Consider the following 12,976-nt stretch of genomic DNA (forward strand, 5'->3'; position numbering starts at 1 on the left):
CCTATGGGTGCTGGGAGGAGACGGAGACCACCTCGCCGGTCATGTACGACGAGTAGTCGCTGGCCAGGAAGACGATAACGTTGGCCACCTCCCAGGGCTCGGCGTAGCGGCCGAACGCCTCCCGGCGCGTCAGCTCGTCCAGCAGCTCCTCCGAGGTCACCTTGACCAGGTGCGGGTGCATCGCGAGGGACGGTGACACGGCGTTGATCCGGACGCCGAAGTCCGCGGCCTCCAGCGCGGAGCAGCGGGTGAGCGCCATGACCCCGGCCTTCGCGGCGGCGTAGTGCGACTGGCCCTTCTGCGCCCGCCATCCGATCACCGACGCGTTGTTGACGATGACGCCCGACCCCTGGCCCCGCATGAGGCGCAGGGCGGCGCGGGTGCAGCGCATGGTGCCGTTGAGGGTGATGTCGAGGACGCGTCCCCACTGCTCGTCGGTCATGTCGACGAGGTCGGCGGTCCCGCCGAGGCCCGCGTTGTTGACGGCGACGTCGATGCGCCCGAACCGCTCCATGGCCAGGTCGTACAGGGCCCGGACCTGCTCCTCGGACGTGACGTCGCAGGGCAGCGCGGCGACCCGGCCGTCGCCGAACTCCTTCTCCAGCTCCCGCGCGGACGCGGCGAGCCGCCGCTCGTGCGCGTCGGAGATCAGGACGCGGGCGCCCTCCTCCAGGCAGCGGCGGGCGGCGGCGCCGCCGATCCCGGCCCCGGCCGCCGCGGTGATCACGACGGCGCGGTCCTTGAGCAGGCCGTGCGCGGGGACGTAGGGGGGCGGTGTCATCCGCGGGCCTCTCTGCTCGCACTCTGCTCACGGGGCAGGCCGAGGACGCGCTCGGCGATGATGTTGCGCTGGATCTCGTTCGACCCGGCATAGATCGTGTCGGAGCGGGAGAACAGGAACAGCCGCTGCCAGTCGTTCAGGTTGTACGGCTCCCCGTCGGCGACCATGCCCGCGGCACCGAGGACGTCCATCGCGAGCTCGCCCAGCTCCCGGTGCCAGGTGCCCCAGACGAGCTTGGAGATGGACGACTCGGGGCCGGGGGCGCCCGCGGCGACGCCCGCCATGGTTCGCACCGCGTTCAGCCGCATGATCTCCAGCCCCATATAGGCCCTGGTCAGCCGGTCGCGCAGCAGCGGATCCTTGACGGCCCCGGTGCGCCGGGCCAGCTCCGCGACGCCCTCGAACTCGCGCCGGAACCCGACCTGCTGGCCGAGGGTCGCGACGCCGCGCTCGAACCCGAGCGTCGCCATCGCGATCTTCCATCCCTCGCCGGGCGCGCCGACGATGTTGTCGGCATCGGTCCGGGCCCCGTCGAAGAAGACCTCGTTGAACTCGGAGGTGCCGGTGAGCTGCACGATCGGCCGGATGTCGACGCCGTCCCGCTTCATGGGGACGAGCAGGTACGACAGCCCCCGGTGGCGGGACGACCCCGGCTCGGTGCGGCAGACGGCGAAGCACCAGTCGGCTTCGAGGGCCAGGGACGTCCACACCTTCTGCCCGTTGATCAGCCAGTGGTCGCCGGCGAGCTCGGCGCGGGTCTGGACGTTGGCGAGGTCCGACCCGGCGTCCGGCTCCGAGTAGCCCTGACACCACAGCTCCTCCACCGCCACGATCGGCGGGAGGAAGCGGGCGCGCTGCGCGTCGGTGCCGAAGGCGATGATCGTGGGGCCGAGCAGGTTCTCGCCGATGTGGTTGACCCGGGCCGGGCCGCCGGCCAGCGCGTACTCCTCGTGGAAGATCACCTGCTGCTCGACGGTGGCGCCGCGCCCGCCGTGCTCCTCGGGCCAGCCGACGCACGTCCAGCCGGCCGCGGCCATGTGCCGCTCCCAGGCCAGCCGCTCCTCGAAGGCCTCGTGCTCGCGGCCGGGCCCGCCGAGCCCGCGGGCGTGCGCGAACTCGCCCGCCAGGTTGCCGCGCAGCCAGTCGCGGACCTCCGCCCGGAAGGCCCGGTCCGCCGGGGACTCGTTCTGCTCCACGCGGCGAACTCTACCAAACAGTTGTTAGAAAGAATCTCCCCCCAGGGCGGGCTCCGCCTCCGGGGCCGGGACGCGGCGGGGCACCGCCCGTCCCGGCGCGGGCGCCTCGGCGGCCTCCTGCGCTGGGACGGGCTCCGGCGCGGTCTCCGGTCCGGCGGCCGGAAGCTCGCGGTGGAGCAGGTCGAACAGGCGGTCCCAGCGGGCGAGGACGGCGTCCGGACGGAACCGCATGACCGACGCGCGGGCCTCGGTCCCGAGCGCGCGGCGCAGCTCCGGATCCCGGATGAGGCGGTCGAGCGCGGCGGCGAACGCGGGGACGTCGCCCGGCCTGGCCAGCAGGCCGTCCCGCTCGTCCTCGATCAGGGTCCGGACGCCCGGAGCGCAGTCGAACGCGACCGTGGGCAGTCCGTAGGCCATCGCCTCCAGGACCGACATCGGGAGGCCCTCCGCCCGGGACGGCAGCGCGAGCACCGACGCCTCGACCATCGCCTCCTCGACGTCCGGCACCACCCCCCGGAACTCCACGGATCCGGACAGCCCGGCGGCCGCCGCCCGCGTGCGCAGCTCCGCCCCGTCCGGGCCGTCCCCGTAGATGTGCAGCCGCCAGCCCGGATGGCGCGCCGAGACCCGCTCCCACACCTCCAGCAGCAGATCCACGCCCTTCTCATAGGAGAGGCGCCCCACGCAGGCGACGACGGGCAGGTCGAGCGTGGGGTACACGTCCGGTGTCACGCGCAGCGGGTTGGGGATGTGGTCCACGTTGGTCATGCCGTCCCGGGCCCAGGCGTCGGCGTCCTCGGCGGTGAGCACCAGCATCCGGTCGGCGGCGGGGTAGTGCTCTTTGACCCGCCGGTACCGCGAGGACCTCCGGGTGGCCTGGTACGACTCATGGCTCATGGCCACGACGCGCAGCCCGGACGTGTCGGCCAGCCGCACCCACTCCATCGCCCACACCTGCGCCGCGATGACCACCGCCCCCGGCCGCGCGGCGGCGAACAGCTCCGACAGGCGCCCAGCGCCGCGGCGCTGGGCGGCCGACCGCCGCGCCTCCCGGACCCGGGCCGCCAGGTTGAGGCGATCTCGCGGCGTCCCCGGACGCCACGCGAGCACGGGCGAGCGCCAATCCCCGTGCAGCACCTCGACTGCGTAGGACCCGTCGCGGCCGTGGTGGTACGGCTCGCGCCCGCGGGTGATCCCGACGAGGGTGACGCGGTCGCCGCGCAGGGCCAGCAGCCGCGCCATGTGGTGCGCCCAGCGCTGGAGGCCGCCCATGTCGTCGGCGTTGTTGCACACGATGAAGACGTCACGCGGTGCGGTCATGGCGGTCCCCCCTGTAGCCCGGCCGTGCCGCCGGGAAGTAACGGTCCGCCACCGTCCGGGCGGCGGTGCCGCGGTCGTGCTCGCCGAAGCGCGCGGCGAACGCGCGGCGCCGCCCGGCGTGCACGGCCTCCGCCGTGTCCAGCCCGGCGAGCGCGGCGACGAGCTCGTCCTCCGTGCGGGTGATCGGCCCGGGCGCGTGCCGCTCCAGGTCGAAGTAGCCGCCGGCGCGGTCCCGCCCGCCGGGGAGGTGCAGGACGATCGGCCGGTCCAGCAGCGCGAAGTCGAACATGATCGAGGAGTGGTCGGTGATCAGCGCGTCCGCGATCAGCAGGAGCGGGGTGACGTCGGGCACGTCGCCGACGTCCCGCATGACAGAGCGGGCGCCCGGCGGGACGTTGGCCCGGCACAGGTAGTGCGGCCGGACGAGCAGGACGTACCGCTCGCCCAGCTCCCGGGCGAACGCGTCCGGGTCGACGGGCGGGTCCAGCAGCCGGACGGGACGTCCCCGCGGCCCGGTGGCGAACGTCGGCGCGTACAGGACGGCGCGGCGTCCGCCGTCCAGGCCGAGCGCGTCGCGCAGGGCGGCCACCTCCGCGGCCAGCTCCGGATCGTCGTCCAGACCGTTGACCAGCGGGTCGTTGCGCGGGTACCCGGCCGGGAGCAGCTCGGAGCGGACGCCGAGACCGTTGCAGAGCGTCCTGACGTCGTGCTCGGACCGCACGAGGAAGCAGTCGTAGCGCTCCACCATCCGCCGCAGCCGTGCCCGCTCCGCGGCGGGCCCGCCCTTGATGCGCGGCTGGTCCAGGCCCATGAGCTTGAACGCCGACCCGTGCCAGGTCTGGATGTAGGTGGTCTCCGGGCGCTTGCGGAGCCCGTCCGGGAAGCCCTGGTTGTCGACCCAGAACCGGGCCCGCGCGAGTGCCAGGAAGTACGCCCATGATCCGCGCTTGACGAGCCGGGCATCGTCCGGGAACCCCTTCGGCGACGACGCGTACGACCACACGGCGGTCACCGGGCGACCGGATCTGCGCAGCTCCCGGTGGATGTACTTGGGATTGTCCGAGTAGTGCCGGCCGAGGTGGCTCTCGAAGACCGCGAGGCCCGTCTTGACGGGCAGCCGGCTCAGCACCCGGTTGAACACGGCGATCTTGGTCTTCCGGGCGGTCAGCGTCCGCCGCACGCTGCGCCCCAGCCGCCGGCCGCGGCCCCACGACAGCCGTCCCGCCGGGGACCGGGCGGCGCGGCGCGCGGCCGCGCCGGCGAGCCGCGCCCACGGGCTCCCCGTCTCCAGGGCGAACGCCAGGTGGCCTCCCCCGGTGACGTAGGGGCGGAGCCGGTCGGCGGCGAACCTCGTCAACCGCGGCTTGACGGGCAGCGCGACCCCGCCGAGGGACGGCGATCCGCGGCCCGCGCCGAGGCGGGTGACCACCTCCTCGCCGTCCACCCGCAGGCGCAGCCGCACGTCCCACACCGGGTCGATGATCCCGATCGGCCGGATCCGCCGGTCCGGGGCGAACTCGGCCCGCCAGGCGAGCCGGTCGCCCTCGTGCCGGATCGACGCGCGGACCCGTCCCCGCGGCGCCCGGCGGCGCCGGTCGCGGAACTCCAGCGAGCCGGCCAGCTCTGCGTCCGGCGGGATCCGGCCCAGCGGGTTGAGCACGTGCCCGGCCATGAGGGCGCGCCCGCCGCGCATCTCCAGCCGCGTGAGGGTGTTCGCCGGGCGGAGGTCCTTGAGGGGACGCACGTGGAACCCGAACCCGGTGACGTCCAGGATGCGGCGGCCGAGCGCGCCGTGCGGCCGGCCCGCGCCCCAGAAGACCCGCCCGTCCCGTTCGACGAGCCGGGCGCGGAGCTCCGGCCGCTTGCCGGGGTCGTACTCGGCGGCGGCGAGCGCCCCCGCGTGATCGCCCTCCCGGACCAGGTAGGCGGCGATCGCGGGCAGCGGGTTGGCCTCCTCGAAGACCCTCGGGTCCATCTCGTCCAGGTAAGCGGCCGCCAGGTCGAGGAAGTCCGCCCGGTGGCGGGGGTCGCGGTCGCGCAGCTCACGCAGGTAGAGCACGAGGTCGTGGTTGACGAACTTGACGTCCTTGGCCCGCTGCAGCTCGTCGGCGCCGCGCAGCGCGAACAGCATGTCGATGCGCCGGTGGATCTCCAGCCGGTCGGCGAAGTTGGCCAGCTCGGCGCGCCGGTTGGAGATCGACGGCGCGGGCACCCTCTCCCGGACCAGCCATTGGTAGACGCGGTGCGGGATGAGCGCGGTCCGTCCCGCCGCCAGGTAGGCCTCGGCGGTGAACAGCAGGTCCTCGTAGTGCAGGCGCTCGACGAACCGCAGGCCGTGCTCCTCCAGGAACCCCCGCCGGTACGCCTTGTTGGTCGAGAGGGTGTCGTAGAGGAGATTCGGGTTGTCGCCCAGCGATTCGTAGACGGCGCTGCGCTGGTAAAGCCAGGGGTACCAGGGGCGGACGCGCCCCTTGGCGCCCGCGGGCAGGTCGAGGAAGATCCGGTCGCAGAGGCCGGAGACGATGTCGGCGCCGGTGTCCTCGGCGGCGGCGAGCAGGTTGAGGCAGGCGTGCCGGTCCAGCAGGTCGTCGCTGTCGAGGAACATCAGGTACCGTCCCGCCGACGCCTCGACGCCGCGGTTGCGGGGACGGCCGCAGCCACCCGAGTTGGAAGGCAGGTGGACGGCTCGCACCCGTCCCGGATGGGCCGCGGCGAGCCGGTCGGCGGCCTCCGCCGTCCCGTCGGTGCTCCCGTCGTCGACGATGACCGTCTCGACGGCGCCGAGCGACTGCGCCAGCGCCGAGGCCACCGCGTGCGGGAGCCTCTCCGCGTCGTTGTAGGCGATCACCACCACACTGACATCCGGGCGCACCCGCATGGGCATCCCCCTTCACCGACTGCCGTGTGCCTGTGATTCCTTTCCAGGAACGCCACAGTGAGGTCCAAGGGAGATCAAAGGCTGTCAATGCGTCGTATTACCCGACGGAACGCCCGAAGGCGCCCGGTGGAGACCGGGCGCCTTCGGCGATGTCGCGTGGGGGTCAGGCGGCGTAGTCGGGGTAGCCGTAGCCCACGATCTGGGACTTCTGGCGCACCTTCTCCTGCACCGCGTTCCCGGTGTTGCCCTCGACGGTCTTGACGGTGCCGTCGCCGTTGTCCTTCACGACGAGGCCGACGTGGTCGATGCCGCCGATCCTGCCACCGGAGCCCTTGTCCCAGTCGAAGAAGACGACCGCGCCGGGCTTGGCCTTGTGGCCCCACCGGCCGGTGTCCTTGAACCAGGTGGCGTGCTTGACGGTGTAGGCGTCCCAGCCCATGTTCTGGACGCCGGTCTGGGCGCCGAGCCAGGACACGAACATGTCGCACCACTGGGCGCCGTTGTAGGCCTTGACCGAGAAGCCGCCGTCACGCTGGGCGGTGGCCTTGGCGTGCGGGGTCGACACGTACCACTTGTGGAACTTGGTCTGGCCGCCCTTGCCCTCGTCGATGCCGACCTGGCTCTTCGCCAGCTTGATCACCTCGGCGGGCTTGACCGCGTGCGGCGGGACCTTCCAGCCCTCGCGGCGCGCCTCGGCGGCCGACATGGTCGTGCCCTTCGCCTGGCCGGACTCGGCGGACACGGCGCCCTTCTTGGCGGACGCCGCCTGGGCGGCGGTCTCGGCGACCGCGCTGCCGTCCGCGAGGGGGGCGGCGACGCCGAGCCCGATGGCGCCGGCGAGGACCGCGCCGACGGCGACGCCGACGGCCTTGTCCTCGGGCGTGAAACGCTTGAGGGAAAGTCGATCGAAACGACCGGTCATGCAGGGAATCTCCTTGTCTTCCATGACGCCTACCGGGTTAGCTGACGGATTCGGGCATGGAAGCAGCCCTACGGCGCGCCTCTCGGGCACGCCGATTCACCCCTGGAACCTGGGTCCCCGGCTCCGTTCCGGTCGGTCTCGACCGGGACGGACTCGGCCTTGCACCGCGGCAGCGGTGCTCATTTCTCGGATGTATCTCTGACTGATCTTGATGTGGGGGCGCGCGTCCTGTGGCGCGCATCGCGTGCGGTTTCCGCTCCGCGATCCTCGGCCGCCTCGACGACCGGCGGCAACGCATGGGCTGCGCTGCTTGATTCGGATAGAAGGTACCAACCTGGCCAAGAAAAGCAAACCAGGCACAAAGCAGCGTCTTGCCTGCTCAAAGCCCTTCCAAGGGAGTACCAACACCGTCATGTAAGCGCGTGTTCCCGATCTTTATCGGACTGCCTCCCAGCCCTTTGCCAGAAGGGCTTACCGCGCCCTCGCAAAAGGTAAAGGAACCCCGGGACGATCTTTAGAGCGCATGGTCATCCGGCCCTCACCGACCGTCATCGCCCCCCAGCGCCCGCCCGAGTGAGGCATAAGTCACATTAGGTGATCATCGCAGGTCGGCCGGGCCGCCGCTCACTCCACGTACAGGGCGAAGAGCGTGGTGTCGTCCGCCGCCCGGTCGTGCTCCATCCGCGCCAGCACCTCGTCCAGCACGCGAGCGGGCTGCGTCGAGGACTCCCGCAGGATCCCGGTGAGGCGGACGATGCGCTCGTCCAGGTCCGCGTCCCTGCGCTCCACCAGCCCGTCGGTGTAGAGGAAGAGCAGGTCACCCGAGTGGAGCCCGGTCTTGATCGTGGTGTATTCCCAGCCGGGCATGGCCCCGAGCATCGGATCGCGGACGACCTCCAGGGGCATCGCCTGGCCGTCCCGGACCAGGATCGGCGGCGGATGCCCCGCGCAGGTCCACTCCAGGACCCGCCGCGAGGGGTCGAAATGGGCCACGATCGCGGTGCCGGTCGCGGGCGGGTCCATGTTGCCGACGAGCTCGTTCAGCCAGCCCACCAGCCGTCCCGCGGCCTCCCCGGTGCAGGCGAGGCCCAGGAGGCCGTTCCGGGTCCGCGCCATCGCCGCCGCCGCGGGCAGCCCGTGCCCGGCCGCGTCGCCGATCGCGAACATCCCCCGCCCGTCCTGCTGCGTGCGGGTCGCGAACCAGTCCCCGCCGATCCGCGCGGTGCTCTCCGCGGCCAGGCTGCGCAGCCCGGTGACCAGGCCGGGAAGCTGCTCCACCTCGTCCTCGTCGGGCAGGATCGCGCGGCGCAGCGTCACCGCCACCCGCCGCTCCTGCGCCGTCCGCGCCTGCTGCCGCAGCATCTGCCGCCGGGTCTCGGCCAGCGCCCGCTCGACCCCGCGCCGCCGGGTGATGTCCTGCGACACGATGTTGATCGAGATCGGCAGCCCCGACTCCCCGAGCACCGGCTCGGCGAACACCCACAGGTGCCGCGGCGTCCCGTCCTGGCCGATCACGCGGTGCTCGGCCTCCACCGGCTCGCGCCGCGAGAACATCGTCTGGACGGCCTCCTCCACCAGCGGGAGGTCGTCGTCCGCCACCACCTTCGGCAGGTCGTGCGGCATCGGCGGCACCTCGTCCGGCGCGAGGCCGTAGTTGGCCAGCATCTGCGGCGTCCAGTCCGCCTCGCCGGTGGCCAGGTCCCACTCGCCGAACCCGATCAGGGCGAGCCGCTCGACCCGCTCCAGCCGCCGCACGACCCGGTCCTCGGCGAAGTGGAACCGCCAGGTCACGCAGACGCCCGTCGGCACGTGGACGCACCGCGCACTCGTCCGGGACGAGCGCGACAGGCCGCGCTGCGCCGTGGTGTGCAGGAAAGAGGAACGTTCCAAGCTCTGCCCGGACTCCAGCACGTCGACGTACTCGTCGAAGAGGCCGCCGAGCGCCGCCCCCGGGTCCGTCTGCAGCAGCCGCCGCCCGGTCAGCTCCTCCGGGCCACGCCCGAACATGTCCCGGGCGACGCTGTTGAGGGAGGCGTACAGGAAGTCCACCACGTTGCCGTCCGGCCCCCGCACCGGCACCAGATGAGCGGCCGAATCGAGCGCCCCGTCGAGCACCGCCCCGGCCACCGGGTCGTCCGGCAGCGCCGCGAGGATCTCCGCGTCCCCCGCGGTGTCCTCGGCGGTCACCCGGCGCAGGACGTCCTCGGCGTCCGACAGCAGGGCCTGGCGCTCCGCCGTGCCGCCCTCGGCCCGCGGCGGGCGCCGCCCGGCCGGCACCGCGCCCACCGGACCGCCGCCGCCGTCCTTGACCAGCAGCGCCGCCGCCTCGGAGAGCTCGATGTCCAGGTCGCGGGCGAGCCAGATCAGGTGCTGCAGGGCCTCCCCCGGCGGGACGCCCAGGCGCCGCGCCAGCACGACCCGCGCCTCCGCCAGCACCGCGCGGTCGTGCGCGGCGCCCCGCAGGTCCTCCAGGTCCGCAACGTGCACCCCGGGCTGGGTGCCATCCGCTTCCGCCAACCCTGCCCCCCGTTCGGCATCACTTGCCCTGGGAGAAAAAAGCTACATACGCCAGCGAAGGACTAATCGCCCAAATCCGGGTAAACAATCCAGATCTTTGCCCGGGTTTTCCCTTCGGCTCCGTCCGCTGACCATCCGCGAACGCAACCGTCAGGCCGCCCGGTGGACCTGCCTCGTCAGCGTCGTGATCCGCGCCGCCGCCGTGCGGAACGACGAGCCCGCCGGATGCAGCGTCAACACCACCACGACCTTGTCCCCCACCAGGCCGGTCGTATGCAGCACGGGCCGCCCGAGCCCGAGATCGGGCCGCCACGCCGCCGGCCGCGTCCCCCTCCGGCACGGCTCGGCCGGCACCTCCCCGAACCCGGACCACCCCTGCTTGACCGCCCACGGCCGCTCCAGTGCCTGCGGAATCCCGAACGTCTGGTCGAAACCGTCCGTCCCGCACGGCGTCGCCTTCCGCAACTGCTCCAGCACGAACTCCCGATGCGCCGCCGGCGCCTCCTCCAGCAGGTACCGGTACGTCTTCACGACGTCCCGCGCACTGAGCGCCGTATACCCCCAGAACCCGGGCTTCTCCGCGGGCGGCGGCGCGGTGTCGGCCAGCCCGACCTCCCGCACCATCCGCTCGATGATCTCCGCCTGCCCGCCCCGCCGCCAGAACTCCGTGGCCGCCCCGTCATCACTGGACCGCAGCATCGGCACGAGCAACGCCCGATCCGCCGCCGACATCCGATGCCGCCGCAGGTAGTCGAGCGCGATGAGGATCTTCACCACCGACGCCGACCGGTACGTCTGCGCAGCCCGCCGCTCCAGCACGACCCGCCCGGCCCGCCGGTCGAACACCATGTACGACGCCCGCACCCCCGCCGGCACCCGCACGACCGGCGCCTTCGACGGCCGGGCCTTCGACCTCGTCGGCTCCGGACTCCCGCTCACCCGCCGAGCCCCTCCACCGCACCCGCACACCAGCCCGAGGCAGACCACCCCGGCCAGCACCGCCCGCAAAGCCACCATCCGGCCTGCCTATCAGAGATCCCGGCCCCCGTATCTCAGTACGCAAGACCCCGCGGACTGCGCTACAGTAATCACGCCTGCTCCGCCAGGCACCGGGACGTAGCGCAGTTTGGCAGCGCACTTGACTGGGGGTCAAGGGGTCGTGGGTTCAAATCCCGCCGTCCCGACAGGTCAGAGGCCGCTTCAGATCTTCGGAAGCGGCCTTCTCGCCTTCGGTTGACTAACTGAGTGACTACGTTGCGCAGGCCACCCAACGCGCACACAGTGCCTCGGCACCGACCCGACCTCCCTGCCTCACACTGGAGCACCCCCGACGAAACGTCGAGGCCGCCCCAACGGACCCCGCGACCGTCCACAGGATCAGGCTCCAAGACCAACTCCCCCGCAAGCCCGACGGTCCGACTCAAGAAAGTCGGAAAACCACTTACGGCGACCTTGATCAATATGCTATCCTTGCGGGCATCCCAGGGCACTCAACTTCAAAGTTGTGAAAGGTTGAGTATCCCATGGAACGTAAAATAGTTCTTCAAGTTGAATGCAATGTTACCAATGGAGATTGCAATGTAACAAAATCGAAAGTTGAGGACCTGCTAAAAGTCTATAAGATGCTCGCCGAGACACACCTTTCCAAGGTTGGAGTAAATGTAAAAGAAGTAACGGTCGCGGCTAGATACTCGTACGTGCAGTTTGATTGCAAAACGATAAAATAGCATAGCGTAAAGTAATCAAGTAGTCGTTGATGCTCTGGGATAGATGGTCCCGTTCGGTAGGCAGTTTGCCCTAAGGGAGCTAAATACCGAACGGGACCACCGCTCAAGCTTCAACCTACACGCCAAGTTCAGGGAAGATGCGATCCATGGCGGTCGCACCATCCTCGATAACAGGCCGGATCTGGAGCCGGTACACCGTCTCAGTGACCGTCGTCCCGTTGTGCCCGCACAGGCGTGCGATGTCCTCGATGGCAACCCCACTGTCGGAGAGCAGGGACACGAAGCTGTGCCGCATTTCGCGAGGCGTCCACTCCGCGGCCGGTAGTTCGGCCTTGGCGAGGATGCGCCGGAACGTGCGACGAACGTTGTGCGAGTCAAGCGGCGTCCCGACGCGCGAGGCGAACACTAGGCCGTGTTCCTGCCACGCGGTGCCAGCGGACTTTCTCGTGAAGTCCTGCGACTGGCGGTGAGCACGTAGCGCCTTCACACACCGCGCCGGCAGGGCCAGCGTCCGGCGAGACTTGCGCGTCTTGGTGTCCCCGCCAGCTCGTATCGATCGCCAGAGCATTACGGTCGGGGGTACGGGCGGTTGCGCGTCCGGCTTGCCGTCGAGATCCACATGAGACCACGTGAGCGCGCGGAGCTCTTCCGTGCGTGCTCCCACGAGCAACGAAAGCACCACGTATGCGTTAAGGGCCGTGCTCTCCGCAGCGTTCAGCACTGCTTCGGCCTGTGCGAGCGTGAGCGCTTTCGAGGGCCGCCCCTTGCGACCGGTCGGAACGTCACATAGCGCCACTACGTTCCGTTTGACCTTGTCGCGCGCCAGAGCATTCCGTATGGATCGGTTGAGAACCGAGTGGATCAGACGGAGAGACCGCGTGCTGAGGTCGGGCGCCTTCTCCGCTAGCCACTTGTCCACGTCTTCGGCGGACAACTCGCGGAGCTTCCGCGCGCCCACCCTTGGGATGATGTGCTTTTCGGCGAGAGTTCGGTAGTTCTCGACCGTCCTGGGATCGCGACCGTTCAGCCCGTAGGCGAGCCAGTACCGAACCGCCTCCGCGACCGTGTAGTTGTGCGGCCCGACAGCTAGCCCGTCTTCATAGTCGCGCATCTTCTCTTTGAGCTTGGCAAGCGCCTTTGTTTTGGACCTGTCGCTTGCCTTTCGGACGATGCGCTTCCCCGCTGGAGTGTATCCGACCGTCACGGATGCGATCCAGCGTTGCCGGTTCTCGTCCCAGTGCAATCCGCCGTCGCCGCGGGAGCGTCGCTTCTTTGCGTTGTCGTTCGTCACCGGGGTGACACCTCCGCTTCGCGCTCCAGCAGCGCAATGTATTCGGCGATAGCGGACGCAGGGATGAGGCGGGCGGCGCCCTCCTTGACGGTGCGGATACGTCCGGCGCGAATGAGTTCGTAGAGCTTGCTGCGGCTGTAGGGCAGCAGTTCGACGGCTTCGGATATGCGGTAGAGGGGTTTGTCGAGGGTGGGCACGGGACGGGACATAGTGGGCCTCTCCGGAGGGCGTGCCGTGGTCGGGGGTTGGGGTGTTCCGGCGGCGGGCTTGGTGGCTTGTGCGCCGGGCAGGTGTGGTGAGGGCGAGGGGTAGCCGTACCAGCCGTACCAGCATCGTTTCTGCTG

General features: G+C 70.8%; 9 protein-coding genes, 1 tRNA gene and 1 riboswitch. Of the genes, 1 reads left to right on the top strand and 9 read right to left on the bottom strand.

Annotated elements, in window-relative coordinates; all coding sequences use genetic code 11:
- Window position 1 precedes the first annotated feature (1 nt).
- From BM339_RS35290 to BM339_RS35320, 7 genes are all read right to left on the bottom strand, one after another.
- On the bottom strand, window positions 2-781 hold the full coding sequence (locus tag BM339_RS35290) for an SDR family oxidoreductase (RefSeq protein ID WP_021598128.1): 780 nt from the start codon (window positions 779-781) through the stop codon (window positions 2-4).
- On the bottom strand, window positions 778-1,977 hold the full coding sequence (locus BM339_RS35295) for an acyl-CoA dehydrogenase family protein (RefSeq protein WP_024936375.1): 1,200 nt from the start codon (window positions 1,975-1,977) through the stop codon (window positions 778-780). The genes BM339_RS35290 and BM339_RS35295 overlap by 4 nt, the downstream gene beginning before the upstream one ends.
- Before the next feature lie 24 nt (window positions 1,978-2,001).
- A complete protein-coding gene (locus tag BM339_RS35300) occupies window positions 2,002-3,297 on the bottom strand; it encodes a glycosyltransferase (protein ID WP_075023694.1) in 1,296 nt (431 codons plus the stop codon).
- Window positions 3,281-6,175, bottom strand: a complete 2,895-nt coding sequence (locus tag BM339_RS35305) for a bifunctional glycosyltransferase/CDP-glycerol:glycerophosphate glycerophosphotransferase (RefSeq protein ID WP_075023792.1) — start codon at window positions 6,173-6,175, stop codon at window positions 3,281-3,283. The genes BM339_RS35300 and BM339_RS35305 overlap by 17 nt, the downstream gene beginning before the upstream one ends.
- 163 nt (window positions 6,176-6,338) lie before the next feature.
- The gene (locus tag BM339_RS35310) at window positions 6,339-7,097 is read right to left on the bottom strand and encodes a CHAP domain-containing protein (RefSeq protein ID WP_075023695.1); all 759 of its coding nucleotides are present in this window, start codon (window positions 7,095-7,097) and stop codon (window positions 6,339-6,341) included.
- An 11-nt stretch (window positions 7,098-7,108) separates the two neighbouring features.
- Window positions 7,109-7,266: riboswitch (cyclic di-AMP (ydaO/yuaA leader) on the bottom strand.
- Between the two features lie 455 nt (window positions 7,267-7,721).
- A complete protein-coding gene (locus BM339_RS35315) occupies window positions 7,722-9,584 on the bottom strand; it encodes a PP2C family protein-serine/threonine phosphatase (RefSeq protein ID WP_021594580.1) in 1,863 nt (620 codons plus the stop codon).
- Between the two features lie 180 nt (window positions 9,585-9,764).
- Window positions 9,765-10,553 (bottom strand): hypothetical protein, encoded by a 789-nt coding sequence (locus BM339_RS35320; RefSeq protein WP_083598328.1) that lies wholly within the window; start codon window positions 10,551-10,553, stop codon window positions 9,765-9,767.
- A gap of 171 nt (window positions 10,554-10,724) precedes the next feature.
- On the opposite strand from BM339_RS35320, the gene BM339_RS35325 reads away from it, so the two are divergent.
- A tRNA-Pro gene (locus BM339_RS35325) sits at window positions 10,725-10,798 on the top strand.
- Between the two features lie 658 nt (window positions 10,799-11,456).
- On the opposite strand, the gene BM339_RS35330 is transcribed toward BM339_RS35325, so the two are convergent.
- Together BM339_RS35330 and BM339_RS35335 are read right to left on the bottom strand one after the other, a co-directional pair.
- Entirely contained in the window at window positions 11,457-12,632 is a 1,176-nt protein-coding gene (locus BM339_RS35330) for a site-specific integrase (protein ID WP_075023697.1), read from the bottom strand.
- Complete coding sequence (locus BM339_RS35335; protein WP_256255619.1) at window positions 12,629-12,829, bottom strand: helix-turn-helix domain-containing protein; 201 nt, start codon at window positions 12,827-12,829, stop codon at window positions 12,629-12,631. The genes BM339_RS35330 and BM339_RS35335 overlap by 4 nt, the downstream gene beginning before the upstream one ends.
- Window positions 12,830-12,976: the final 147 nt, after the last annotated feature.

Source organism: Actinomadura madurae (genome assembly GCF_900115095.1).
GTDB lineage: Bacteria > Actinomycetota > Actinomycetes > Streptosporangiales > Streptosporangiaceae > Spirillospora > Spirillospora madurae.